General features: G+C 71.9%; 25 protein-coding genes, 3 tRNA genes and 1 pseudogene. 15 read left to right on the top strand and 14 right to left on the bottom strand.

The genetic code is table 11. The features are described 5' to 3' along the window. A complete protein-coding gene (locus tag QQX09_RS12475; RefSeq protein ID WP_301135238.1) occupies positions 1 to 537 on the top strand; it encodes a mismatch-specific DNA-glycosylase in 537 nt (178 codons plus the stop codon). On the opposite strand, the gene QQX09_RS12480 is transcribed toward QQX09_RS12475, so the two are convergent. Next, positions 530 to 1,072: a DUF4916 domain-containing protein gene (locus QQX09_RS12480; RefSeq protein WP_301135240.1), complete on the bottom strand. Its 543-nt coding sequence runs from the start codon at positions 1,070 to 1,072 to the stop codon at positions 530 to 532. The genes QQX09_RS12475 and QQX09_RS12480 overlap by 8 nt on opposite strands. 131 nt (positions 1,073 to 1,203) lie before the next feature. On the opposite strand from QQX09_RS12480, the gene trxA reads away from it, so the two are divergent. Then, positions 1,204 to 1,575, top strand: coding sequence for a thioredoxin (gene trxA / locus QQX09_RS12485; protein ID WP_062296869.1), 372 nt, complete (start codon positions 1,204 to 1,206; stop codon positions 1,573 to 1,575). A gap of 192 nt (positions 1,576 to 1,767) precedes the next feature. Here trxA and QQX09_RS12490 read toward each other — a convergent pair whose 3' ends face one another. From QQX09_RS12490 to bcp, 3 genes are all read right to left on the bottom strand, one after another. Then, complete coding sequence (locus tag QQX09_RS12490; RefSeq protein WP_301135247.1) at positions 1,768 to 2,400, bottom strand: LysE family translocator; 633 nt, start codon at positions 2,398 to 2,400, stop codon at positions 1,768 to 1,770. Positions 2,401 to 2,472: 72 nt separating this feature from the next. Continuing rightward, positions 2,473 to 2,554, bottom strand: a tRNA-Leu gene (locus QQX09_RS12495). Positions 2,555 to 2,689: 135 nt separating this feature from the next. After that, a complete protein-coding gene (bcp, locus tag QQX09_RS12500) occupies positions 2,690 to 3,160 on the bottom strand; it encodes a thioredoxin-dependent thiol peroxidase (protein ID WP_301135249.1) in 471 nt (156 codons plus the stop codon). A gap of 120 nt (positions 3,161 to 3,280) precedes the next feature. On the opposite strand from bcp, the gene QQX09_RS12505 reads away from it, so the two are divergent. Next, positions 3,281 to 3,353: transfer RNA gene (locus QQX09_RS12505), tRNA-Lys, on the top strand. Positions 3,354 to 3,409: 56 nt separating this feature from the next. On the opposite strand, the gene QQX09_RS12510 is transcribed toward QQX09_RS12505, so the two are convergent. After that, positions 3,410 to 4,093 carry an SDR family NAD(P)-dependent oxidoreductase gene (locus tag QQX09_RS12510; RefSeq protein WP_301135251.1) on the bottom strand — a complete coding sequence of 228 codons (684 nt, stop codon included), beginning with the start codon at positions 4,091 to 4,093 and terminating at the stop codon, positions 3,410 to 3,412. Between the two features lie 2 nt (positions 4,094 to 4,095). Then, positions 4,096 to 5,526 carry a DUF6421 family protein gene (locus tag QQX09_RS12515; protein WP_301135253.1) on the bottom strand — a complete coding sequence of 477 codons (1,431 nt, stop codon included), beginning with the start codon at positions 5,524 to 5,526 and terminating at the stop codon, positions 4,096 to 4,098. A gap of 153 nt (positions 5,527 to 5,679) precedes the next feature. On the opposite strand from QQX09_RS12515, the gene QQX09_RS12520 reads away from it, so the two are divergent. Together QQX09_RS12520 and QQX09_RS12525 are read left to right on the top strand one after the other, a co-directional pair. Then, entirely contained in the window at positions 5,680 to 6,141 is a 462-nt protein-coding gene (locus QQX09_RS12520) for an Lrp/AsnC family transcriptional regulator (protein WP_301135256.1), read from the top strand. A gap of 350 nt (positions 6,142 to 6,491) precedes the next feature. Then, positions 6,492 to 7,589 carry an NAD-dependent epimerase/dehydratase family protein gene (locus QQX09_RS12525; RefSeq protein WP_301135258.1) on the top strand — a complete coding sequence of 366 codons (1,098 nt, stop codon included), beginning with the start codon at positions 6,492 to 6,494 and terminating at the stop codon, positions 7,587 to 7,589. 61 nt (positions 7,590 to 7,650) lie between these two features. Here the strand turns inward: QQX09_RS12525 and QQX09_RS12530 are convergent, their stop codons facing one another. The 3 genes from QQX09_RS12530 to QQX09_RS12540 form a co-directional block, all read right to left on the bottom strand. Further along, the gene (locus QQX09_RS12530; protein ID WP_301135261.1) at positions 7,651 to 8,637 is read right to left on the bottom strand and encodes a glycine betaine ABC transporter substrate-binding protein; all 987 of its coding nucleotides are present in this window, start codon (positions 8,635 to 8,637) and stop codon (positions 7,651 to 7,653) included. Between the two features lie 132 nt (positions 8,638 to 8,769). Next, positions 8,770 to 9,501: an ABC transporter permease gene (locus tag QQX09_RS12535; RefSeq protein WP_301135265.1), complete on the bottom strand. Its 732-nt coding sequence runs from the start codon at positions 9,499 to 9,501 to the stop codon at positions 8,770 to 8,772. Beyond that, positions 9,498 to 10,199: an ABC transporter permease gene (locus QQX09_RS12540; RefSeq protein WP_301135267.1), complete on the bottom strand. Its 702-nt coding sequence runs from the start codon at positions 10,197 to 10,199 to the stop codon at positions 9,498 to 9,500. Before QQX09_RS12540 ends, QQX09_RS12535 begins: the two co-directional genes overlap by 4 nt. Before the next feature lie 57 nt (positions 10,200 to 10,256). On the opposite strand from QQX09_RS12540, the pseudogene QQX09_RS12545 reads away from it, so the two are divergent. Beyond that, positions 10,257 to 10,982, top strand: a pseudogene (locus tag QQX09_RS12545) (ABC transporter ATP-binding protein); the annotation flags it as partial. 75 nt (positions 10,983 to 11,057) lie between these two features. On the opposite strand, the gene QQX09_RS12550 reads toward QQX09_RS12545, so the two are convergent. The 3 genes from QQX09_RS12550 to orn all read right to left on the bottom strand — a co-directional run bounded on the left by QQX09_RS12550 (position 11,058) and on the right by orn (position 12,561). Further along, positions 11,058 to 11,723 carry a DUF4126 domain-containing protein gene (locus QQX09_RS12550; protein WP_301135270.1) on the bottom strand — a complete coding sequence of 222 codons (666 nt, stop codon included), beginning with the start codon at positions 11,721 to 11,723 and terminating at the stop codon, positions 11,058 to 11,060. Between the two features lie 102 nt (positions 11,724 to 11,825). Then, a tRNA-His gene (locus tag QQX09_RS12555) sits at positions 11,826 to 11,901 on the bottom strand. Between the two features lie 42 nt (positions 11,902 to 11,943). Next, on the bottom strand, positions 11,944 to 12,561 hold the full coding sequence (gene orn / locus QQX09_RS12560) for an oligoribonuclease (protein ID WP_301135272.1): 618 nt from the start codon (positions 12,559 to 12,561) through the stop codon (positions 11,944 to 11,946). 138 nt (positions 12,562 to 12,699) lie between these two features. Here orn and QQX09_RS12565 point away from each other — a divergent pair, with 138 nt between their 5' ends. From QQX09_RS12565 to QQX09_RS12605, 9 genes are all read left to right on the top strand, one after another. Then, the gene (locus QQX09_RS12565) at positions 12,700 to 13,056 is read left to right on the top strand and encodes a GntR family transcriptional regulator (protein ID WP_301135275.1); all 357 of its coding nucleotides are present in this window, start codon (positions 12,700 to 12,702) and stop codon (positions 13,054 to 13,056) included. After that, entirely contained in the window at positions 13,053 to 13,940 is an 888-nt protein-coding gene (locus tag QQX09_RS12570; RefSeq protein WP_301135278.1) for an ABC transporter ATP-binding protein, read from the top strand. The genes QQX09_RS12565 and QQX09_RS12570 overlap by 4 nt, the downstream gene beginning before the upstream one ends. Next, entirely contained in the window at positions 13,940 to 14,701 is a 762-nt protein-coding gene (locus QQX09_RS12575) for a hypothetical protein (protein WP_301135281.1), read from the top strand. The genes QQX09_RS12570 and QQX09_RS12575 overlap by 1 nt, the downstream gene beginning before the upstream one ends. 280 nt (positions 14,702 to 14,981) lie before the next feature. Then, positions 14,982 to 15,977, top strand: a complete 996-nt coding sequence (locus QQX09_RS12580; RefSeq protein WP_301135284.1) for an ABC transporter substrate-binding protein — start codon at positions 14,982 to 14,984, stop codon at positions 15,975 to 15,977. 107 nt (positions 15,978 to 16,084) lie between these two features. Continuing rightward, positions 16,085 to 17,620 (top strand): sugar ABC transporter ATP-binding protein, encoded by a 1,536-nt coding sequence (locus tag QQX09_RS12585; protein WP_301135287.1) that lies wholly within the window; start codon positions 16,085 to 16,087, stop codon positions 17,618 to 17,620. Further along, positions 17,617 to 18,681: an ABC transporter permease gene (locus QQX09_RS12590; protein WP_301135290.1), complete on the top strand. Its 1,065-nt coding sequence runs from the start codon at positions 17,617 to 17,619 to the stop codon at positions 18,679 to 18,681. The genes QQX09_RS12585 and QQX09_RS12590 overlap by 4 nt, the downstream gene beginning before the upstream one ends. Beyond that, a complete protein-coding gene (locus QQX09_RS12595; protein ID WP_301135292.1) occupies positions 18,678 to 19,700 on the top strand; it encodes an ABC transporter permease subunit in 1,023 nt (340 codons plus the stop codon). Before QQX09_RS12590 ends, QQX09_RS12595 begins: the two co-directional genes overlap by 4 nt. Positions 19,701 to 19,755: 55 nt before the next feature. After that, the gene (locus tag QQX09_RS12600; RefSeq protein ID WP_301135295.1) at positions 19,756 to 21,273 is read left to right on the top strand and encodes a sugar ABC transporter ATP-binding protein; all 1,518 of its coding nucleotides are present in this window, start codon (positions 19,756 to 19,758) and stop codon (positions 21,271 to 21,273) included. Positions 21,274 to 21,275: 2 nt separating this feature from the next. Further along, complete coding sequence (locus QQX09_RS12605) at positions 21,276 to 22,295, top strand: LacI family DNA-binding transcriptional regulator (protein WP_301135297.1); 1,020 nt, start codon at positions 21,276 to 21,278, stop codon at positions 22,293 to 22,295. 4 nt (positions 22,296 to 22,299) lie between these two features. On the opposite strand, the gene QQX09_RS12610 is transcribed toward QQX09_RS12605, so the two are convergent. Both QQX09_RS12610 and QQX09_RS12615 read right to left on the bottom strand, forming a co-directional pair. Beyond that, positions 22,300 to 23,409, bottom strand: a complete 1,110-nt coding sequence (locus QQX09_RS12610; RefSeq protein WP_301135299.1) for an NADH:flavin oxidoreductase/NADH oxidase — start codon at positions 23,407 to 23,409, stop codon at positions 22,300 to 22,302. Positions 23,410 to 23,515: 106 nt separating this feature from the next. Further along, positions 23,516 to 24,115: a TetR/AcrR family transcriptional regulator gene (locus QQX09_RS12615; protein ID WP_301135301.1), complete on the bottom strand. Its 600-nt coding sequence runs from the start codon at positions 24,113 to 24,115 to the stop codon at positions 23,516 to 23,518. Positions 24,116 to 24,254 lie beyond the last annotated feature (139 nt).

Below are 24,254 nucleotides of genomic sequence, written 5' to 3' on the forward strand. Positions count from 1 at the left end.
GTGGGCGAGGCGGACCGGCCGGTGCTCCCGGACCACCTCGCGCCCGGCCTGCGGGCCGTCTTCTGCGGCACGGCGCCCGGCCTCGCCTCGGCGGCCCGCGGCCACTACTACGCCGGCCCCGGCAACCGCTTCTGGGAGTACCTGGCCGCCGCGCGCATCGTCCCCGTGGCGCTCGCGCCGGAGGACGATGCGCGGGTCACCGCGCACGGGATCGGCCTCACCGACCTGGTGAAGACCATGGCGCAGAGCCACGACCGCGGCCTGCCCTACGACGTGCCCGCGCTCGCCGCGAAGGTGGACGCGCATCGTCCCGCCTGGATCGCGTTCACCTCGAAGGAGGCCGGGACGCAGGCCGCGCGGTGGCTCGGGCTGCCGCGCCCGGGCTTGGGAGCGCAGGACTGGACGTTCGCGGGCGCGCGGGTCTTCGTGCTGCCCAGCCCGAGCGGCCGCAACCAGGGCCGCGCGTCCTACGACGGACGCGCGACCCGGCTCGCGTGGTGGGCCGAGCTGGCGGAGCTGCTGCCGCCCGTCAGCTGAGCGCGCCGCACAGGGCGAGCGCCTGGCGCAGGAGCACGTGCTGGCCGCCGGCCATCTCGGCCGCGACGTCGTCGCTCGCCGCCTCCTCGGGCGACAGCCACGTGAGGTCGAGCGCGTCCTGCTGCGGCTCGCAGTGGCCGTCGACCGGCACCACGTAGACGAGCGCGGTCGCGTGCTGGCGCGAGTCGTGGAACGGCGTGACGCCCTTGGTGGGGAAGTACTCCGCGACCGCGACGGGCACGGGGGACACCGGCACCTGCGGCATGGCCGCGAGGCCCAGGTCCTTCTCCAGGTTGCGCACGATCGCGTCCCGGATCCGCTCGTGGTAGAGCACGCGGCCCGCCACGATCGCGCGGGAGATCACCCCGTCGTAGGCCCGCAGGAGCAGCCCTACCTCGGTGATCTCGCCCATGGGATTAATCCGGACGGGGATCACGTTCACATACAGCATCGGGAGCTGGGTGCGGACGTGCTTCAGCTCTCGGTCGGAGAGCCATCCTGTCGGCTCGTCGGGCAGCTCGGCCATGTCGGTCATGAGTCTTTTCTACCTCCTGACCGCGCGTGGTCCCACAACCGCGCCGGGACGTGACAACCTGGATATCGAAACACCGTACTGAGGGGAATGGTAGGATACCCCCCCGGGGTATACGCCGAAGAGAGGAACCCATGGCAACGATCGACCTGACCACCGAGACCTTCGATGAGACCGTGAGCAAGGACGGCATCGTCCTCGTCGACTTCTGGGCGGACTGGTGCGGCCCCTGCAAGCGCTTCGCGCCGATCTTCGAGCAGTCCTCCGACGCCAAGCCGGAGATCGTGCACGCCAAGGTCGACACCGAGGCGCAGCAGGAGCTCGGGATCAAGTACGGCGTCACCGCCATCCCGACGCTGATGGCGTTCCGCGACGGCATCATGGTCTTCAACCAGGCCGGCGCGCTGCCCGGCCCGGCGCTGCAGCAGCTGGTCGACGCGGTCGAGGGTCTCGACATGGACGAGGTCCGCGCGAAGATCGCCGAGCACGAGGCCTCGCAGCACTAAGCCTTCACGCACGCGGGCCCGGCTCCTCCCTCGGGAGGGCCGGGCCTTCGCCGTGTCGGGGCGGCCGCCCCCCTCCTTCGTCGCAACCGGCGTACCCGGCCCGGGCGGTCTGGCGGGACCAGGGACGATGCGCGCGGGGCCGGATTCGTACGCCGGTGCGAGCGTGCAGCTGGGACGATGCGCGGGTCGGGCTCAGGCGGCGAGCGCGGCCGCGATCGCCGCGAGGCCGAGCGCGATGACCGCGACCGCCGCCGCGAGACCGAGCGCGCGCACGATGCGGGGGGACACCCGGGCGCCGATCGCCGCCCCGGCGATGGCCAGCCCCGCCTGCCACAGCAGCGATGCGACGCCGGCCGCGACGACGAAGACGGCCGGACCGTACGCGGCCGTCGTCACCGTGGTGACCACGCCGGCGAGGGCGAGGAAGTAGACCACGGTGGCCGGGTTGAGCGCCGTGAGCCCGACGAAGCGCGCGTAGATCCGCCACGGGCGTCCGGCCACCGTCTCCCCGGCCTCGATCGCCGGGGGCCGCAGCGCGTCGCGCAGCAGCGTCACGCCGATGCCGATGATCACCACGCCGGAGACGACCCCGATGGTCGTCATCCACGGTTGCAGCGCGTCCACGAAGTACGCGCCGACGCCGACGGCGACCGCGCAGTAGACCAGGTCCACGGACGCCACGCCGGCCGCGGCGGCCAGGCCCGAGCGGAGACCCTGCGCCATCGACTCGCGCAGGATGAGCAGCCCCACCGCGCCGAGCGGCATCGCGACCGCGAGGCCCGCGACGAAGCCCGCCGCGGCGAGCGTGAGGAGGTCGTGGGTCACGGCGCCATTGTGGTGGCGACCAGCGCGGATGCGGAAGACCCCGCACCGGGCGGGCCGGTGCGGGGTCGCAGGTGCGCGAGGGGGGACTTGAACCCCCACGCCCGAAGGCACTGGAACCTAAATCCAGCGCGTCTGCCAATTCCGCCACTCGCGCGCGCGGTCAAGGATACGGGCGCCGGGCGTCGCCGAGTTCCCGCGGGAGTCGCGAACCTCCGGAAACCGTCGCTGAGTTCCCCCGAACGAGGCCCGGCGGGGGCGACGGGTGGGGTGGTGGGGTGGGGGCGGGCGCTCAGCCCAGCTTGAGGTCGCGGCGCAGCTTCGCCACGTGGCCCGTGGCCTTGACGTTGTACTGCGCGAGCGCGACGGCGCCGTCCTCGGCCACCACGACGGTCGAGCGGATCGAGCCCTCGACCTCCTTGCCGTAGAGCTTCTTCATGCCCCACGCGCCGTAGAGGTTCTGGATGGCGAGGTCCTCGTCGGAGACGAGCGTGAAGGTGAGACCCTCCTTCTCGCGGAACTGCGCGAGCTTGGCGGGCGAGTCCTTCGAGATCCCGACGACCTCGTAGCCGGCCGCGTGCAGCGCGTCCAGCGAGTCGCGGAAGTCGCACGCCTGCGTGGTGCAGCCGGGGGTCATCGCGGCGGGGTAGAAGTACAGGATGACCTTCTTGCCACGGAGGTCCGCGAGGGTGAAGGTGCCGGAATCGGTGGGGGCGGTGAAGTCGGGGGCCGTGTCGCCCACGCTGAGACGGGTGTCGGTCATGGGGTCCACCGTAGCCGCGCCGACGGACGGCGCGGGAGCGGCGGCCGCACCCGGGTGCCGATTTCACATTCCCTGGCGAAGCCTGCTAAGGTTGTCTCTCGTGCCGCGGTGCGGTACGGAGCGCCTCTAGCTCAATTGGCAGAGCAACTGACTCTTAATCAGTGGGTTCAGGGTTCAAGTCCCTGGGGGCGTACGGAGTGCGAAGGCCCGGTCCGCGAGGACCGGGCCTTTCGCTTTCCCCGACCGGTCTCAGGCCTCGCCGGCGCCCTCGTCGGCGCTGATCCTGACCGCGGATCCGTTCGCCTCGGCGCCCGCGTCCCACAGCCCCACGAACGTACCGGCGACCGCCTCCTCGAGCCCGCGGAGGCTCGTCACCCGGAGCACGACCGCCGCCGCGTGCCCCGGCTCCCCGGCGTCGCGGGCGTGCTTCTCGAATCCGTGCGCCACCGCCCGCACCCATGCCTCGCTCGCCGCCTTGACGGCGGCGTAGCTCGCCCCGCCCGCGAGCGGACGCTCCACGGCCGTCGAGGAGACGATGGCGAGCCGGCCGGCGGGGGAGCGCGCAAGGTCGTCGAAGAACTCCCGCGAGACGTGGCGCAGCGCGGTGAGCGAGGCCTCGAGGACGCGGTAGTCCGCCTCGGTCTGCCCCGCGAGCCCGCCGCCGCCGCGCCACCCGCCCACGAGGTGGAGCACGCCGTCGACCGTCAGCCCGTCGCCGTGGAGGCGCCCCGCCAGCGCCTCGACGGCAGCCTCGTCGGTGAGGTCCGCCGCCTCGCCCCGGGCGCCGAGCGCGACGAGAGGCGCGAGCCGTTCCTCGGAACGCCCCACCGCGACCACCCGTGCACCCGCCTCGGCGAGCGCGCGCACCGCCGCGTGGCCGACGGTGCTGGTCGCCCCCGCGACCAGCACCGTCCGCCCCGTCAGGTCCGGCATCGTCATCCAGCCGTGGAACGGATGCCGGCGGTCGACTCGATGACCGGCCGCATCTTCCTGTCGAGCGCCTCGAAGAACATCGACAGCGGGAACTCGTCGTCCATGACGAGGTCGGTGTACCCCTTCGGGGGGCCGGCCAGCACCTCGCGCGGCAGGCCCTGCGCCCACACCGACGCGGGATGCGGCGTCACGACGCTCGACACGAGCGCGTGCGCCTTGAGCCAGTGCGCGGTCTTCGGCCGGTCGATCGACTCCCAGTACAGCGCGTTGATGGTGTCGCTCAGCTCGATCACCGCGTCGGCGACCCGTTCCCAGTCGATGCTGAGCTCGACGTCGCGCCACTCGATGACGTGCCGCTGGTGCAGCCACGCGAACAGCAGCTGTCCGCCCAGCCCGTCGTAGTTGCGCACCCGCGACCCCGTGAGGGGGAACCGGAAGATGCGGTCGAACAGCACCGCGTACTGCACGAGCCGCGCGTGCCTGCGCGTGTCTGCCTCGATCGAGGAGAGCTCCTCGCCCGCGGCCGCGCGCGCGTCGAGCCGCCGCTGGATCCCCACGGACTCGCGGAACGCCGTGAGGTCGCACCGCAGCTCCTCGAGCGTGTAGAGGAAGAACGGCATGCGCTGCTTGATCATGAACGGGTCGAACGGCAGGTCTCCCCGCATGTGGGTGCGGTCGTGGATGAGGTCCCACATCACGAAGGTGCGCTCGGCGAGCGCCTGGTCCTCGAGCATCGCGGCGGCGTCGGCTGGCAGCGCGAGCTTGGTGATCTCCGCGGCGGCCGCCACCACGCGGCGGTACCGCGCGGCTTCGCGGTCCTGGAAGATCGCGCCCCAGGTGAACGCCGGGATCTCGCGCATCGCGACGGTCTCGGGGAACAGCACCGCCGAGTTCGTGTCGTAGCCGGGCGTGAAGTCGACGAGCCGCAGCGAGACGAACAGCGCGTTGCCGTAGTCGCCGGCCTCGAGCGCCGCGACGAAGTCGGGCCAGATCGCCTCCGCGAGCAGCGCCTCGACGTGACGGCTCGACGAGCCGTTCTGCGTGTACATGGGGAAGACGACCAGGTGGCGGGTGCCGTCGACGCGGTGGCGCTGCGGCTGGAACGCGACCAGGGAGTCGAGGAAGTCGGGCTCCCCGAAGCCGCCCTCGACCCAGCGTGCGAAGTCGCGGGGGAGCGCCTCCAGGTACGCGGCGTCGTGGGGGAACAGCGGCGCGAGCGCACGGATCGCGGCGACGATCGTGTCGACGTGGCCGCGCGCGGAGGCGTGGGCGGAGGCATCCGGGATCGCGCCGTTCCTGACCTGCAGGGCCTGCAGCGCGGTCGCGGCCTCCTTGAGCCCCCGCCAGGCGGCGCTCGTCTCGACGCGGCGCACGTCCTCGACGACCTCGGGCTCGCCGATGACGGGCTGCGCGGTGCCGGCGGACAGGGACATGGGGACCTCCCTCGACGTCGAGTGGAACTTTTCCTGCGCCTGGTGCGCATTACAGGAAGCCTTTCATCGGACGATGCGCGGGTCAAGGATTCTGCCGGTGCCGGGCGGCGTTGTCGGCGCGGGTCTTCCGCGGCATGCGGTAGCGTCCCTGTCATGCAGGATCCGGTCGACGCGCGCCTCGTGGCGGAGGTGTCGCGCGATGCTCGCGCCACGCTCGCGCAGCTCGCCTCTCAGGTGGGGCTGTCGACGTCCGCGGTCCAGGCGCGCCTGCGCCGGCTCGAGGCCACCGGCGTCATCGCCGGCTACATGGCGCTGGTCGACCCGCAGGCGGTGGGGCGTCCGCTCTCCGCCTTCATCGAGATCACGCCGCTGGATCCCGCGCAGGTCGACGACGTCCCGCAGCTCCTCGAGCACCTCGAAGCGGTGGAGGCGTGCCACTCGATCGCCGGCGACGCGAGCTACATGCTCTTCGTCCGCGTCGGCACGCCGCCCGACCTCGAGGCGCTGATCCGCGACATCAGGCGGGCCGTCAACGTCACCACCCGCACGACGGTCGTGCTGCAGACCTTCTACGAGAACCGCCCGCTGGTGCCGGCCGCGGGGGAGCGGCCCTAGCTCGGCGCTGCCGATCCGGCCCGCGAGGGCCGAGCCGGGCGTGTTCCCGGAAACCGCCGGCGCGGGTGCCGTCGTGCGGCGAACCCGCCGCTACGACGCCGTCCGACGCTCCGAACCGCCGCGCAAGAACTGTGCGAATCGCACAAACCGCCGCAATCAGGACTGGCGAATCGCCTATCCGTGCGCTAAAAGTAAGAACGTGGGCAAAAGGGACAAAGCCGGACCGGAGGGTCCGGCGGAGCTCCTCGAACCTACCGGGTGAGGACATCGTCCTCCCCTGCCGAGGGGCTGGGGGAACGACGTCGCGACCCGTCCAGGGGGGATCACAAAACGGGGGGAACGTGATGGACATGGCTGAGCGGGCTGAGGGCATGCCGGATTTCACCGGCAGGACCGTGCTTGTCACGGGCCACAGCGGCTTCATCGGCGCGTGGCTCACTACGGTGCTCGAGCATCTCGGCGCCGACGTGATCGGGTACTCGATCAACGACGATCCCTCCTCGGCGGCTCGCGCCGCGTGGCTCGGGGACGTCTGCACCCGGCAGTACGAGGCGGATGTGCGTGACCGCGAGACGCTGTTCTCGGTCATCGAGGAGCACCGCCCCGACATCGTCTACCACCTGGCCGCGCAGGCGCTCCTGTGTCGCGGCTTCGAGGACCCGCACCTCACGTTCGACGTGAACCTGCGCGGCTCGCTCAACGTGCTCGAGGCCGCGCGCCTCGGCATGATCCCGGCGCTCGTGCACGTGACGTCCGACAAGTGCTACGTGCCCATGAAGCCGGGCGACAGCAAACTCACCGAGGACAGCCCGCTGGGCGGCTGCAGCCCGTACTCGGCGTCCAAGACCATCGCGGAGATCCTGTTCCGCGAGTTCACCGACCTCACGCGCCTCGACGGCGCCCCGTACCGCGCCACGTCGGTGCGGCTCGGCAACGTGATCGGCGGCGGCGACGACGCCGACCGGCTCGTGCCCAACTGCATCCGCGCCTTCGAGGACGAGCGCGTCTTCGCCGTCCGCGACCCGCTCGCCGTCCGCCCGTTCCAGCACGTCCTCGACGTGGTCGCGGGCTTCGTCCTCGCCGGCACCCGCCTGCTCGGCGCCGAGGAGCGCACCGTCGACGCGCTGAACTTCGCGCCGCCGAGCTCGGGCTTCACCGCCGGCGAGATGGTCTTCGAGCTTGCCCGCGCCTGGGGCGAGCCGTCGCTCATCAGCCCCGCGTGCGAGGCCTGCGCCTTCCCCGAGGACAAGCTCCTCTGGCTGGACGGCTCGAAGGCTTCGGAGCTGCTCGGCTGGCAGCACGCCTTCGACCTGCGCGGCTCCGCCGAGCGCATCGTCGACTGGATCCGCTGGGTCGACGCGGGCATGTCGCCCGCGGACGCCACGCGTCGCCAGGCGGCGGAGTACTTCGTCAAGCCCGTCGTGCACCACCTGCGCGCCGCCGCCTGACGACCCTCAGACGAAGGCCCGGTCCCCGAGGGGGCCGGGCCTCCGTGGTGCGTGGAGGGCGTCAGCCCAGCTCGCCGTCCGAGCTGAACACGAGGCCCACCATGACCTGGCCCTGACGCAGCGCGTTCTTCGTGAGCGGGCCGCCCGCGTCGAGCGAGTCGAACTGCGACACCTCGAGGCCGTACTCCTCCTCGAGCCCGATCTGGCAGAACGGCCGCTCCGGGCACTCCGGCGGGCCGCCGAGCGAGATGGTGCCGCAGGTCTCGGCGAGCTCGGTGAGCGAGGTGACGCCGTACTCGTCGGCGAACCCCTGCGTGACCGCGAACGCGTTCTGGTCCTGCGCGGCCGACGGGTCGCCGAACACGAGGCCCGCGGTCTCGGCGAGCGGCTCGAGGGCCGCGACCGTCTCGTCGACGTCGCCAGAGGCGACGGCCTCGGCGTCGGCGCCGTTCTGGGCGAGGTTGAGGAACTCCGTCACGGTGGCGGCGTACTCCGGCACCACCTGGATCTCGCCGCTCTCGAGCGCGGGCAGGTAGGTCTCGCGGCTGCCGATGGTGCGCACCTCGGTCTCGAAGCCCGCCGAGGCGAGCACGGCGGAGTAGATCTCCGCGACCGTGATGTTCTCGGAGAAGTTCGCGGCGCCGATGACGATCGAGCCGGATCCCTGCTCCGGCGACTCGATGCCGTTGTCCGCGACGTACTGGGTGGCGGCCTCCTGGGAGGTCGTGCGGTCGATGTCGACGGCCTTGTTGAGCTGGATGAGGTCGTCGGTGGTGAGCACCGCGGACACCGCGTCGAGGCCGGCGAGCAGCTCGGGCGTGGCGGCGTCGGCGTTGACGGCCGGGATGACGTTGTCGGCGTTCTGCAGCATGAGGTCGTCGGTGAGCACGGTGATCGCGTCGCCGGGCACCGGCTGGCACTCCTGCGCCATCGTGCCGTCCTCGGAGGCCGAGCCGGACGCCTCGCCGTCCGAGCCTCCCGACGCGCATCCGGCCAGCAGCAGCGTGCCGGCGGCCGCCGCGACGATCAGTGGATTCCTCGTTCGCATGTCACTCCTCGGGTAGGGGACTCACTGGGCCGCAACCTCCGATGCGGGCACGTTGTTCCCGTGCGGCCCGGTTTCCAGGGTATTCATCGTTCGGCGCGTGCGCGCGGGCGGACGGATGGACGATGCGCGGGCTCAGGCGGCGGCGACCGTCGCCCGGCGCAGGGGAGGCGGGGTGACGGCGCGCTGCACGCGGCCCAGCACCCAGTCGATCCCGAGGCAGACGGCGGCCACGAGCAGGCCGCCGGCGAGCACCTGGCCGTAGCGCTGCGTCGCGAGCCCCGAGTTGATGATGACGCCCAGGCCGCCACCCGCCACGAGCGCGGCGAGCGGCACCGTCGCGACGGTCTGCGTCGCCGACGTCCGCAGCCCCGCGGCGATGAGCGGGACCGCGAGCGGCAGCTCGACCCGCAGGGCCACCTGGAGGCGCGTCATGCCCTGCCCGAAGGCCGCCTCGCGCACGTCGGCGTCCACGCCCGACATCCCGGTGAAGGTGTTGGTGAGGATGGGAGGGAAGGCGAAGATCGCGGCCGCGATGATGACCGCGCGGTTGCCGAAGCCGATCGCGGAGGCCGCGAACAGCGTGAGCAGCGCGAGCGTGGGCATCGCGCGGGACACGTTCGAGATGACGGTGGTGACGCCGCCGCCGCGACGCACGTGGCCCAGCCACAGCCCCAGCGGCAGCGCGAGGGCCGCCGCGATGCCGACCGCCGCGAAGGACATGTAGATGTGCTCGATCGTGAGCGCGATGATGGAGTCCTGCTGGAAGCGCAGCGACCCGTCGAAGCTCGTGCCGAACATGCCGTTCGCGCCCACCCAGCTCTCGGGGGTGGTGAGGTAGTCCCACGCGTCGCCGATGGTGCTCACGCGGCGGCCTCCGCGGAGCGCGCGGCGGCCCGCGCCCGCCGGGACCGGCGACGGGTGGCGCGGGTCCACGGCATCAGCCACCAGCCGAGCAGCACGAGCGCGAGGTCGAGCACGAGCGCGAGCGCGAGGCACAGCAGCGAGCTGGTCGCGATCTGCGCGCGGTAGTTGGACTGCATGCCGCGGAACATCAGCTGGCCGAGCCCGCCGTAGCCGACGACCACGCCGACGGTGACGAGCGCCACGGTCGACACGGTGGCGATCCGCAGACCGGCGATGATGCTCGGCAGCGCGTTGGGCAGCTCGACCGTGAGGAGCATGCGCATGCGGGTGTAGCCCTGCCCGCGCGCGGCGTCGACGATGTCGGGGTCGACCCCCTGGAGCCCGACCACCGTGTTGCGCACGAGCACGAGCAGCGCGTACGCGACGAGCCCGATGAGCACGGTGGTGCGGCCGATCCCGGTGAACGGCGCCAGCAGCGCGAACAGCGCGAACGACGGCACGGTGTAGAGCACGCCGGTGACGCCGAGGATCGGTCCCGACAGCCGCGGCGAGCGCCGCACGAGGACCGCGAGTGGCAGCGCGATCGCCGCCGCGATGAGGATCGCCTCGAGGGTGAGCGTGGTGTGGATGACCAGCTGCTCCCAGACCTCGTCGCCGCTGCGACGCAGATAGTCGAGCGACAGCCAGGGATTGTCCACCCCTCGACCGTACACGTCGTCCCTGGACGGTCCCGGGGTGCGCGCTACGGTGGACCGATGGACACCAGCGGGATCGTGCTCGAGGCCGTGCGCAAGGTCTACCCGGACGGCACCGTCGCGGTCGACTCGCTCGACCTCGAGGCCCGGGCCGGCGAGGTGCTCGCGCTCGTGGGCCCCTCGGGCTGCGGCAAGTCGACGACGCTGCGCATGATCAACCGCCTCGTCGAGCCGAGCTCCGGCCGCATCCTCGTGGGCGGGACGGACGTGATGGGCCAGGACCCCGTCGAGCTGCGCCGCGGCATCGGCTACGTCATCCAGCACGTCGGGCTGTTCCCGCACCGGACCGTCGCGCAGAACGTCGCGACGGTGCCGGGCCTGCTCCGCTGGGACAAGGCCCGCACCGCCGACCGCGTCGCCGAGCTCCTCGACCTCGTGGGTCTTCCGGCGGACACGTACGGGCCGCGCTACCCGCACGAGCTGTCCGGCGGCGAGCGTCAGCGGGTGGGGGTGGCCCGCGCGCTCGCGGCGCGCCCGCCGGTGATGCTCATGGACGAGCCCTTCGGCGCGGTCGACCCGCAGGGCCGCCGTCGGCTCCAGCGCGAGTTCCAGGCGCTGCAGCGCGAGCTGGGGCTCACGGTCGTGATGGTGACGCACGACATGCGCGAGGCGGTGCTGCTCGCGGACCGCATCGCGGTGCTGTCGCGCGGGGGCGTGCTCGAGCAGCTCGGCACGCCCGAGGAGGTCACCGGCAGCCCGGCGAACGAGTTCGTCGCGGACTTCCTCGCGGACTTCGGCGAGGCGCCCGCGGCCTGAGCCCGCGCATCGTCCGGCGGGACGATGCGGCGGCGCGGGGGCGGGTCAGCGCCAGCGGCCCCGCCACCACGGCGTCTTCATGCCGGCCGCGGCGCGCTCCTCGCGCTCGGCGCGCTCCTCGGCCTCGAGCTGCGCGCGCCGGCGGCGGCGCCGGCGGCCGGTGGTGACGACGCGGTAGAACACCGCGCCCATGGCGATGAGGACGACGATCACGAGGATCGGCACGAAGATCGCGATGAGGCTGAGCGCGACCGCGGTCGCGTCCTCCGCGAACGAGGCCACGGGTGCGCCGGTGCCCGCGGTCGCGGCGTTGACGGACGGGCGGGACGCCGACTTCGCGGTGTGGACGCCTGCGGAGATGATCGCGCCGACGATGCCCGCGACGAGCGGGTTCTCCTGCCAGAAGTTGCTCTGGTCGATCACCTGGGCCGCGGCGGTCGCCGCGAAGATGACGCCGCCGACGAGGGGGCGGACGAGCGACTGCAGGAGGTCGTTGATGTGGTCGACGCCGGGGATCTTGTCGAGCACGAGCTCGGCGGCGAGCAGGAGGAGGCCGATGATGATCGCGGGCCACGACTGGAGCCAGTCGAGCTGCTCGGGCAGCACGATGAAGTCGGTGAAGCGCGCGAACAGCCCGACCATGACGAGCGGGATGAACGCGTTGAGGCCCGCCGCGGCGGACAGGCCGGCTCCGGTCAGGGCAGCGAACATGGGACCTCCTCAGACGTGCGCCGCGGGGCGGCGCCCCCGCAAGGATAGACCGCGCGGGAAAGCGAAGACCCCCGGCGTCCTGGACGCCGGGGGTCTTGGTGATGGGGTGGCTAACGGGACTTGAACCCGCGGCCCCCGCGACCACAACGCGGTGCTCTACCAGCTGAGCTATAGCCACCATCGGCCCTCGCGAAGAGGGCCACGGAAGAGTATACCGGGTCTACGGGGCTGCGGTGGACGCGCCCGGCGTCACGCGCTGCGCGGCCGTCTTGGCCTCGTCCGAGTCCGGTCCCGGCAGCGGGACGAGGATGGTCTCGCGGTAGTAGCGCAGCTCCGTGATCGAGTCGCGGATGTCGCCGAGCGCGCGGTGGCCGCCGGTCTTCGCGGGGGCCTGGAAGAACACGCGCGGGTACCAGCGGCGGACCAGCTCCTTGAGGGAGCTGACGTCGACCACGCGGTAGTGCAGGTGCTCGATCACCTGCGGCATGTCGCGCTCGAGGAACATCCGGTCCATGCCGACGGTGTTGCCCGCGAGGGGGGACTTGCCCGCGACCGGCACGTGGGCGCGGATGTACGCGAGCACCTGCTCCTGCGCGTCCTCCATGGTGGTGCCGTGCGCGAGCTCGGGCAGGAGGCCCGATTCGACGTGCATGTTGCGGACGAAGTCGCCCATGCCGGCGAGCGCCTCGTCGGAGGGCTTGATCACGACGGACACGCCGTCGCCGAGGATGTTGAGGTCGGAGTCCGTCACGAGGCACGCGACCTCGACGAGGGCGTCGGCGCCCACGTCGAGTCCCGTCATCTCGCAGTCGATCCAGACGAGGGGGGTGTCGGTCATGGCCCTCACCTTACCGAGGGCCGCGGACACGGGTGCGGGCCGCCGGGCCCAGGGACGATGCGGCGCCCGCCTTGACAGGGCGCCGCACGCATGGTTGGTTAGTTAGTGAAGTAACTAACCAGACAACCGGGAGGGCGCGTGGACGACGGCCGGCCGATCTTCCAGCAGATCGCGGAGCAGCTCGAGGCGAGGATCCTCGACGGCTCGCTGCCGGAGGAGTCCCAGGTGCCGTCGATCAACGAGCTCGCGGCGTTCCACCGGATCAACCCGGCGACCGCGCTCAAGGGGGTCAACCGCCTGGTGGACGAGGGGACGCTCTACAAGCGACGGGGGATCGGGATGTTCGTATCCGAGGGGGCGCGGGCGCGGCTGCTGGCCGCGCGCCGCGAGACGTTCCGCGCGCAGCACGTCCGGCCGCTCGTCGAGCGGGCCGCGACGCTCGGGCTGAGCCCCGCGCAGCTCGCGGACATGATCAGGAAGGAGGCGGGGGAGTGACCGCCATCATCGAGGCCACGGGCCTCAGCCGCCGCTTCGGCGACGTGCACGCCGTCGACGGCGTGAGCTTCGAGATCCAGGAGGGGTCCATCTGCGGGCTGCTGGGCCGCAATGGTGCCGGCAAGACCACGCTGATGAACCTCGTGACCGGCCAGGACTTCCCGAGCTCGGGCGCGGTGCGCGTCCTCGGCGAGGACCCCGTCGAGAACGCCCGGGCGCTCACGCGCCTGTGCTTCATCAAGGAGTCCCAGAGCTACCCCGACGCGTACCGCGGGCGGCACGTGCTCGCCATGGCGCCGCGGTTCTTCCCCCACTTCGACGCGACGCTCGCCGCGCGCCTGGTCGAGGACTTCGGCGTGCCGGTGAACCGCATGATCAAGAAGATGTCGCGCGGGCAGCGCTCGGCGATCGGGGCGATCGTCGGCATCGCGTCGAGGGCCGAGCTCACGCTGCTCGACGAGCCGTACGCCGGGCTCGACGCGGTCGCGCGGCACATCTTCTACGACCGCCTGCTCGAGGACTACGCCGCCCACCCGCGCACCATCGTGCTGTCGACCCACCTCATCGACGAGGCCGCGGACCTGCTCGACCACGTCCTCGTCATCCACGAGGGCCGGATCGAGATCGACGCGGCCACCGAGGACCTGCGCGGCACCGCCTCGACGCTCGTCGGCCGCAAGGCCGACGTCGAGGCCTTCGTCGCGGGCCGCGAGGTGCTCGCCCGGGAGCACATCGGCGGCATCGCCTCGGCGACCGTCGCGGGCCTGAGCGGCGACGACAGGGCGCGCGCCGCATCGTCCGGCCTCGAGGTGACGCCGGTCTCGCTCCAGCAGCTCATCGTGCGCCGCACCGGCGGCGCGACCCCCGCAGAGGAGGTGGCGTGATGGCCGCCGTCGCCGACACCGCCCGACCCGAGGCACTCGTGCCCGCCGGCCGTCGCATCTGGAACGTGGTGCGCCTGCATGCGGCGAACCCATGGCCGTCGCTGATCCTGCCGTGGATCGTGCTCGTCTCGATCCACGCGCTGACGTGGACCATCTGGGCGATCATCAGCCACTATGCGGGACCTGGCATCGAGGAGGACGCGTTCCGCTACGCCGGCGGCGTGAGCTGGCTCGTCATCTACATGATGATCATCGCGATCCAGGCGATGAACGCGGGCTTCCGCTTCGCGCTCGGGTTCTCGTCGACGCGGCGCGAGTACTACCTCGGGACCGTGGCGTTCTTCGCGATCATGGCCGTGGTCTTCGGGCTCGGGCTCGGGCTCCTCGCCCTCGTCGAGCGCGCCACCGGCGGGTGGGGGCTGAACGGCTCGTTCTACGCCCCGGCCTACCTGTACGACGAGCCCTTCGGCGTGGTCGCGTTCCACTACTTCGCGCTCTACCTGCTGTTCACGTCGATGGGCGCGATGATCGGCGCGCTGTTCGTGCGCTGGAAGGCCTACGGCCTCTACCTCTACTTCGGTGCCCTGGCGCTCGCCCTCGTGGCGCTCGTGTGGTGGCTGCTCGACGCGGGCTGGGGCCCGGTGGCGGACTTCTTCACCGGCAACCCGCTCGCGGTGGTGATGGCGTGGACGCTGCCCGTGAGCCTCGCGTTCGGGGTGCTCGGATGGGCCGTGCTGAGGCGGGCGCCCGCGCGCGGCTGAGCCTCCCATGGCGACCGGGCCCGCGCATCGTCCCCCGGGACGATGCGCGGGCCCCTCGCGCGTCCAGGGAAAGTGAGCATTCACATCCCGCGGCGCGATCGACGCGCGTGAGAGCGCGACCGCGGGCGGGGAGGCGTTATCCAAACGTGACCAAAACCCACTTGTGAGGGCTCACATTGTGAGCGCTAATATCCGAGACACGGGGTCCTTCGCGGGGCTCCGGGGGCAACGCGCTCGACCACCGGCAACGACGCCGGGCCAGAACAGGGAGGTTCTGAGAATGAAGAAGCGTTTTCTTTCCACCATCGCGATCGCGGGCGCCGCAGCCATGGCGCTCACCGCGTGCTCGTCCGATCCGGACACCGGCTCGAGCGACTCCGCGGACGGGGGCGGCGGTGGCGACGTCATCACCGTCGGCTTCGCGCAGACCGGCTCGGAGTCGGGCTGGCGCTCGGCCAACACCGAGTCGATGAAGGCAGCGTTCTCCGCGGAGAACGGCTTCGACCTGGTCTTCAACGCCGCGGACAACGACACGGCGGCGCAGATCGCCGCGGTGCGCTCGTTCATCAACCAGGGCGTCGACGCGATCGTCATCGCGCCGATCGTCGAGGACGGCTGGGACGACGTGCTGCAGGAGGCCGCGGACGCGGACATCCCGGTGATCCTCGAGGACCGCACGGTGTCCGCGTCGGAGGACCTGTACGCGGCCTGGATCGGCCTCGACTTCGAGCAGGAGGGCGTCACCGCGGGCGAGTGGGCCGCGGCGGAGTTCGGCGACACCGAGACGAACATGGTGGTGCTCGAGGGCACCACGGGCTCCGCGCCCGCCAACGACCGCGCGACCGGCTTCGACGCCGCGATCGAGGGCACGATGATCACCAAGCTCGACTCGCAGACCGGCGACTTCACCCGCGACGGCGGCAAGTCGGTGATGGAGGGCTTCATCCAGAACTACGGCGTCGACGGCATCGACCTGGTCTACGCGCACAACGACGACATGGCGCTCGGCGCCATCGAGGCGATCGAGGCGGCCGGCGCGGTGCCGGGCGAGGACATCAAGATCATCTCGATCGACGCGGTCCACGACGGCATGCAGGCGCTCGTCGACGGCAAGATCAACTACATCGTCGAGTGCAACCCGCTCCTGGGCGACCTCGTGGCGGCGGCGGTGACCGGCGTGGTCAACGGCGAGTCCGTCGAGCCGGTCCAGTACGTCGAGGACCTCGCGTTCGACCAGGCGGCGGCCGAGGCGGCGCTGCCGGACCGCAAGTACTGATCCCCGCGATCACGACCTTGCAGGGCAGGGACACCGTTCGGGGGGTCGGCGCCAGCCGGCTCCCCGAACGGGCCCCCGCGACAACCCGAGCCAGAAAGCTGCACACCATGCCTGCGGACAACGAGGTCCCCCCGATCGTCGAGATGCGCGGAATCACCATCCGCTTCCCCGGCGTGCTCGCCCTCGACGACGTCGACTTCACCCTGCGACCCGGCGAGGTCCACTCCCTCATGGGGGAGAACGGTGCCGGCAAGTCCACCCTCATCAAGGCGCTCACCGGCGTCTACGCGATCGACTCCGGCACCATCAGGGTGGCCGGGGAGCAGCGCACCTTCCACAGCGCGTCCGACGCCCAGGAGGCGGGCATCTCGACGGTGTACCAGGAGGTCAACCTCTGCGGGAACCTCACCGTCGCGGAGAACGTGATGCTGGGCCACGAGCCGCGCAAGGGCGGCGGCATCGACTGGCGCGCCACGCAGCGCGAGGCCGCGCGGCACATGGAGAGCCTCGGGCTGGCCATCGACCCGCGCTCGATGCTCGCGAGCCACTCCATCGCGATCCAGCAGCTGGTCGCGATCATCCGCGCGATGGTGCTCGAGGCCAAGGTGCTGATCCTCGACGAGCCGACGTCCAGCCTGGACCGCGGCGAGGTCGAGCAGCTCTTCGACGTCATCCGCGACCTGCGCTCCCAGGGCGTCGCGATCCTCTTCGTCTCGCACTTCCTCGACCAGGTCTACGAGATCTCCGACCGCATCACGGTGCTGCGCAACGGCGCGCTCGTGGGCGAGCACCCGGTCGAGGAGCTGCCGCGCGACGCGCTGGTGACCAAGATGATCGGCCGCGAGCTCGAGGACCTTGCCACGCTGGAGAAGTCCTCGCACCGCGCGATCGACCGCACCGGCGCCCCGGTGGTGAGGGCCGAGGGGCTCGGCAGGCGCGGCGTGCTCGAGCCCGCGGACCTCGACGTCTACGAGGGCGAGGTCGTCGGCATCGCCGGGCTCCTCGGCTCCGGGCGCACCGAGCTGGTGCGCCTGCTGTACGGCGCGGACCGCCCCGACGCGGGTCGGCTCGAGGTCCGGGGCGCGCCCGCGAAGGTGCACTCGCCCCGGCACGCGATCGACCACCGCATCGCGTTCTCGTCGGAGAACCGCCGCGAGGAGGGCGTGGTCGCGGACCTCACCGTCGCGGAGAACATCGTGCTCGGCATGCAGGCCCGGCAGGGCTGGATGCGGAAGGTGCCCAGGAAGGATCAGGACGCGGTGGTCGCCGAGTACATCGAGGCGCTCGGCGTGCGTCCCGCGAACCCGCATGCGCTCGTGGGCAACCTCTCGGGCGGCAACCAGCAGAAGGTGCTGCTCGCGCGCTGGCTCGCGACGGCCCCCGAGCTGCTCATCCTCGACGAGCCCACGCGCGGCATCGACGTCGGCGCCAAGGCCGACATCCAGAAGAAGGTCTCCGAGCTGTCGTCTCAGGGACTCTCCGTCATCTTCATCTCCTCCGAGCTGGAGGAGGTGCTTCGATTGGCCCAGCGGGTCGCGGTGATGCGCGACCGCAGGAAGATCGGGGAGCTCGACTCGACCCAGGTCGATCTCGACGGGCTCATCGACTACATCGCCAACGCCGGCGAAGGGAGCGCGGCATGAGGTCCATCTGGAGGCACCGGCTGTTCTGGCCGGTCGTGGCGCTGCTGACGCTCATCGCGGTCAACTCGATCGCCCGCCCCAACTTCATCAAGCTCAGGGTCCGCGACGGCGAGCTCTTCGGGGCGATCATCACGATCCTGCGCGACAGCGCCCCGCTCATGCTCGTCGCGCTCGGCATGACGATCGTGATCGCGACACGCGGCATCGACCTCTCCGTCGGCGCGATCATGGCGGTGTCGGGTGCGGTGGCGCTCACCATCATCGACGGCTCCGACGACCCGGGGAACCTCGCGACGGTGCTCATCGCGGTGGTCGTGGCGATCCTCGTGTCGATGGTGCTCGGCGTATGGAACGGCTTCCTGGTCGCGGTGCTCGGGATACAACCCATCATCGCGACGCTCGTGCTCATGCTCGCCGGCCGCGGCGTCGCGCTCCTCATCACCGGCGGCTTCATCACCACGGTCAACTCCGAGCCGTTCTCGTACATCGCGACCGGCTACCTCTTCGTGCTGCCGTTCGCGTTCTTCATCTCGGTCGCCGCGATCACGGTGATCGGGCTCGTCGAGCGGCGCACCGCGCTGGGCGTGCTCACCGAGGCGGTGGGCATCAACCCCGAGGCGAGCCGCCTCGCGGGAGTGCGCTCGCGCGGCATCATCTGGGGCGCGTACATCGTCAGCGGGACGCTTGCGGGCCTCGCGGGCATCCTCTACGCCTCGAACATCCGCGCCGCGGACGCGAACGCGGCCGGCGTCTTCATCGAGCTCTACGCGATCCTCGCGGTGGTGCTGGGCGGCACGTCGCTCAACGGCGGCAAGTTCTCCATCGCGGGGACCGTCATCGGCGTGCTCATCATCCAGACCCTCGACTCGACCATCCTCTTCCTGGGCGTCCCGTCCGCGCAGAGCCCGGTGTTCTTCGCGGTCGTCGTGGTCGTCGTGGTGGTGGTGCAGTCGCCGCGCATCAGGAACGCGCTGAGCAGGATGTCACGCTCACGTAAGCCCCAGGCGGCCGTGGTCGAGGACGTGGTCGAGGACAAGCAGAAGGCCGAGGTGGCGCGATGACCGCGATGGCGACCGGGACCGGGACGCGGGCAGCCGGCCCGTCGTTCCTGCAGACGTTCGTGAGCCGGCACGGCAGCATGATGCCCACGTTCGCCGCGGTGGCGATCCTGCTGGTGCTGTTCGTCGGCGCCGAGATCTTCCTGCGCGGCGACTTCATCACCCCGCGCAACATCTCCGCGCTGCTGCTCGACAACGCGTACCTGCTGGTGCTGGCGGTCGGCATGACGTTCGTGATCCTCACGGGCGGCATCGACCTCTCCGTCGGGTCCGTGATGGCGTTCTCGGGCATCCTCGGGGCGAGGCTGCTCGCGGAGGGCACGCCGGCCTTCGTCGCGGTCCCCGCGATGCTGCTCGGCGGCGCCGCGATCGGCCTGATGATCGGCATCCTCGTGCAGTACTTCAACGTGCAGCCGTTCATCGCCTCGCTCGCGGGCCTGTTCCTGGGGCGCGGGCTCGCGTACGTGGTGAGCCTGTCCTCGATCAAGGTGGAGGAGCCCGGGATCCTGTGGCTGCAGTCGACGCGCATCCGCCTGGGCGACTGGTACATCACCCCGACTGGCCTCATCGCGCTCGGCGCCGTCGCGATCGCCGCGTTCGTCCTCCACCTCACGCGGTTCGGGCGGACCATCTACGCGATCGGCGGCAGCGAGCAGTCGGCTCGCCTCATGGGCCTCAGGACGGCCCGCGCCAAGGTGATGGCATACGTCATCAGCGGCCTCTGCGGGGGGCTCGCCGGCCTGGTGCTGACCGCGTACTCGGGCGCGGGCTACCCGCGGAACGGCATCGGCACCGAGCTCGACGCGATCGCCGCGGTCGTCATCGGCGGCACCATCCTCACCGGCGGCCGCGGATACGTGATCGGCTCGATGATCGGCGTCTTCGTGTACGGCACCATCAAGACGATCATCTCGTTCATGGGCGCGGAGCAGTCGTGGATGCAGATCATCGTCGGCGCGCTGCTGCTGCTGTTCATCGTGGTGCAGAGGGCCATCGTGGCCCGGTCGGAGGGTCGACGTTAGCGGTCTGCCAGCCGCGTCGACCGTCGCACCTCGTCCCTGCCCTGATAATGGGGCGGTGGACGAGGTGCGGCCGTTGCTGGAGCTCACCGGCGCGACGGTGCGCTTCGGTGCCGATGCGGCGCTCGACCGCGTCGACTTCCGGCTGTTCCCCGGCGAGGTGCACTCGCTCATGGGGGAGAACGGCGCGGGCAAGTCGACCCTGATCAAGGCGGTCACGGGCGTCCTCCCGCTCGACGCCGGCGAGCTGCGCCTCGAGGGCGACCACGTGGTCTTCGCCAGCCCCCACGAGGCCCAGGCGGCGGGCATCAGCACCGTCTACCAGGAGATCGAGGTGCTGCCGAACCTGTCGGTGGCGGAGAACATCTGCCTCGGCCGGGAGCCGCGCCGTGGCGGCGTCATCAGCGTGCGGCTCATGCAGGCTCGCGCCCGCGAGATCCTGCTCGACCTGGGCCTCGACATCGACCCGGCGTCGATGCTCGGCCAGCACTCGGTCGCGGTCCAGCAGCTCGTCGCCATCGCCCGCGCGATCTCCACCGACGTGCGGATCCTGGTCCTCGACGAGCCCACCTCGAGCCTCGACCTCGACGAGGTCGCCGAGCTGTTCCGCGTGATCCGCGACCTCAAGTCGCGCGGCGTGGCGATCCTCTTCGTGTCCCACTTCCTCGATCAGGTCTACGAGATCTGCGACCGCGTCACCGTGCTGCGCGACGGCGCGTTCGTGGGGGAGTACCTCACCACCGAGCTGCTGCGCATCGACCTCGTCCAGAAGATGCTCGGCCACGACATGGCCGCCCTCAAGGAGCGCGAGCACGGGGACGACGCGGCGCCCGACGCGGCCGTCGTGCTCGAGGCGCGCGGGGTGTCGGCGGCGCACGGCATCGCCGACGCCGACGTCGAGCTCGGCGAGGGCGAGGTGCTGGGGGTCGCCGGGCTGCTGGGCTCCGGACGGACCTCGCTGGCCCGCACCCTCACCGGCGTGACGCGCGCGCAGGCGGGCATCATCCGCATCGAGGGCGGCGACGTGCACCTGGACTCGCCTCGCCGCGCCATCTCGCTCGGCGTCGTTTACTCGTCCGAGGACCGCCGCCGCGACGGCATCGTCGCGGAGCTCAGCGTGCTCGACAACATCACGCTCGCGCTGCAGGCCGAGCGGGGCGTGCTGCGCCAGATCCCGGCCGCGCGGCGCCGCGAGCTCGCCGCCAGCTGGGTCGAGGCGCTCGACATCCGTCCGCCCGACCTCGACCGGCACGCCGGCACCCTGTCGGGCGGCAACCAGCAGAAGGTGCTGCTCGCACGCCTGCTCGCGCTGTCGCCGCGCGTGCTCGTGCTCGACGAGCCGACCCGCGGGATCGACGTGGGCGCGAAGGTCGAGATCCAGAACCTCGTCGGCGAGCTCGCGGACAACGGCATGTCCGTCGTCTTCATCTCCGCCGAGCTCGAGGAGGTGCTGCGCGTGGGCGACCGCGTCGCCGTCGTCCGGGACGGCCGCATCGTCCGCACGGCGCCCGCGGGCCTCCTCACCGCGGACTCGCTGCTCGCGCTCGTCGCGCAGCCCGACGAGGACGGCGAGTAGGCATGCCGGAGGACAAGGGCGCGAAGGCCGCGAACATCTTCGACGTCGCGCGGCTCGCCGGCGTCTCGCACCAGACGGTGTCGCGCGTGCTCAACGGCATGCCCAACGTGCGCCCGGCCACCAAGGAGCGCGTCGAGAAGGCCATCGCGCAGCTCCACTACAGCCCGTCGCCCGCGGCGCGCGCGCTGGTCACGCGCCGCACGCGCACCATCGGGCTGCTCACGCCCACCGTGACCGACCACGGCCCCGTCGCGATCGCCATGCACGTCAACATCGCCGCGCGCGAGGCGCGCTACTCCGTCGACGCAGTGAGCGCCCCCGAGGACGATCCGGCGGTGGTGCGCGCGAGCATCGAGGGGCTGCTGAGGCAGCGCGTCGACGCGATCGTCGTGGTCGTCGCCCAGGCGGCCGCGCTCGAGGTGGTGCGCGGTCTCGACCTCGGCATCCCCGTGGTCGCCGCGGCGTCGACGCCGCATCGTGACCCGCGCATCGTCTCCATCGACCAGTACCGGGGCGCGCGCGCCGCGGTGCGCCACCTCGCCGAGCTGGGGCACACGCGGATCCTCCACGTCGCGGGGCCGCCGGACGCGCCCGACGCCGCGGAGCGCGAGCGCGGCTGGCGCGACGAGCTCGCGTCGCGCCGGCTCGAGGTGGTCGAGCCGCTGGTGGGGGACTGGTCGGCCGCGAGCGGCTACCGCCTCGGCATCGAGCTCGACGTCGACGCGGGCGAGGCGATCTTCGTCGCCAACGACCAGATGTCGATCGGGCTGCTGTCCGCGCTGCGCGGGCGAGGCCTGGGCGTGCCCGAGCATGTGAGCGTGGTGGGCTTCGACGACATCCCGGAGGCCGGCTACCTCTACCCGCCGCTCACCACGATGCGCCAGGACTTCGAGGCGCTGGGCCGCCTGGTCATGCACAAGGTGCTCGTCGCGCTCGAGGAGCACGCCGCGGACACGGCGGACACCCCGATCCCCACGCAGCTCGTGGAGCGCGCGTCCACACGCGCCGTCGACGGCGCGTAGGCGCTCAGGCCTCCGCGGCGACGAGCGCGGGGCGGCGCTTGAACGACGCGCGGCGGTACTGCGGCGGCCAGTAGTCGATCTCGGCGCCCAGCTCGTGGGCGGCGCGCAGCGGCAGGTGCGGGTCGCGCATGAACTCGCGGCCCACGAACACGGCATCCGCCTGGCCGGACGCGACGATCGCCTCCGCCTGATGCGCGTCGACGATCTGGCCCACCGCCGTGGCGGCGATGCCGGAGCGCTCGCGGATCGCGGTGGCATGAGGCACCTGGTAGCCGGGAGCGACGGGGATGACGGCGTCGGGCACGAGGCCGCCAGTGGAGGTGTCGACCAGGTCGGCGCCGGCCTCGCGCAGCCACTGCGCGACGGTGACGGTGTCGTCGAGGGTCCAGCCCTCGGGCTCGCGCCAGTCGGTCGCGGACACGCGCACCAGGACGGGCACGTCCGCGCCGGCGACCTCGCGGACGCGACGAACCACGTGCAGCAGGAGCCGGGCGCGGCCGACGAGGCTGCCGCCCCAGCGGTCGTCGCGCGTGTTCGACAGCGGCGACAGGAACTGGTGGAGGAGGTAGCCGTGCGCGGCGTGCACCTCGAGCACGTCGAAGCCGGCCTCGAGCGAGCGGCGTGCCGCCTCGCCGAACGCGTCGACCACGGCCGCGATGCCGTCCTCGTCGAGAGCCTCGGGCACGGCGTAGCCGTCGAAGGCGAGCGCGGACGGGGCGACGGTGGTCCAGCCGCCCTCGCTCGCGGGCACCGAGCCGGAGCCGGTCCACTCGCGGTACGTCGAGGCCTTGCGGCCGGCGTGCGCGAGCTGGACCGCGGCGAGCGCGCCCTGGCCGTGGATGAAGCGGACGATGCGGGCCCACGCGTCGCGCTGGGCGTCGTTCCAGATGCCGGTGTCCCAGGGCGAGATGCGCCCCTCGGGCAGCACCGCGGTCGCCTCGGCCATCACGAGCCCGGCGCCGCCGCGTGCGAACGAGCCGAGGTGGACGAGGTGCCAGTCGTCGGGCATCCCGTCCTGCTCCTCGCACGAGTACTGGCACAGCGGGCTCACCCACAGGCGGTTGCGCGCCTCGACGGCGCGGAGGGGCAGGGGCGAGAACAGTGCAGACGTCATGCGTTTCCTTCGACGGGGGGACCCGGTCCATGATCGCGGTTCCCGATGCGTGCATGAACACCCGGAGGTCCCGGGGGATTCCTGCACCGGGTGCGGTAGGGGTGGCTCAGGCGCGCGCGACCGCGAACCACATCGGCGGGATGAGCGACAGCAACGCGTCGACCGCCTCGTCCGGGTCGAGGGGAGCGGGGGTGTTGAGCCATGCCCGCAGCGCGCCCGCGGTGCCCTGGCCTACGAAGGCGGCCGCCATCGCCACGCGCGTGGCTTCCGGACCGGCCTCCGGCATGCCGTGCGACCGGGCCAGCGCGCCGAGGCTGACCTCGACGTGGTTGGCGACGAGGGTCGCGAGCACGGAGCCGCGCGGATCGTCCGCCGCCGTGAGGCCCTGGCGGTACACGGCCTGGTGCGCGAGCACGTGGCCGACGAGCACGAGCTCCGACGCCCGCCAGATCTGCTCGACGCCGCCGGGGTCCGCCGCGACCTGGCCGAGGAAGTCCGCGCGGATCTCGTCGAGCTCCCGCTCGAGCACCTGCGCGAGGAGGGCGGCCGGCGACGTCGCATGGTTGTAGAAGGTCGCGCGGGTGACGCCCGCGAGGCGCGCCACCTCGGTCACCGTGACCCGCTCGATGGGGCGCTCGGCGGCGAGCGCGAGGACCGCATCGGCGAGCGAGTCGGCGCTCCGTGCGAACCGCGGATCGGTGGTCACGGGGCCAGCCTAGCCCCCCGCACCTGCGAGGACGCCAGGACCGCCGCCGTCCCGCCGCCGTCCCGCCGCCGTCCCGCCGCCGTCCCGCTGCCGTCCCGCCCCCGCGTCTCCTGCGAGGTGCTCAGCGCGCGTTCGGGCT

It is taken from the genome of Demequina litoralis (assembly GCF_030418455.1).
Classification (GTDB): domain Bacteria; phylum Actinomycetota; class Actinomycetes; order Actinomycetales; family Demequinaceae; genus Demequina; species Demequina litoralis.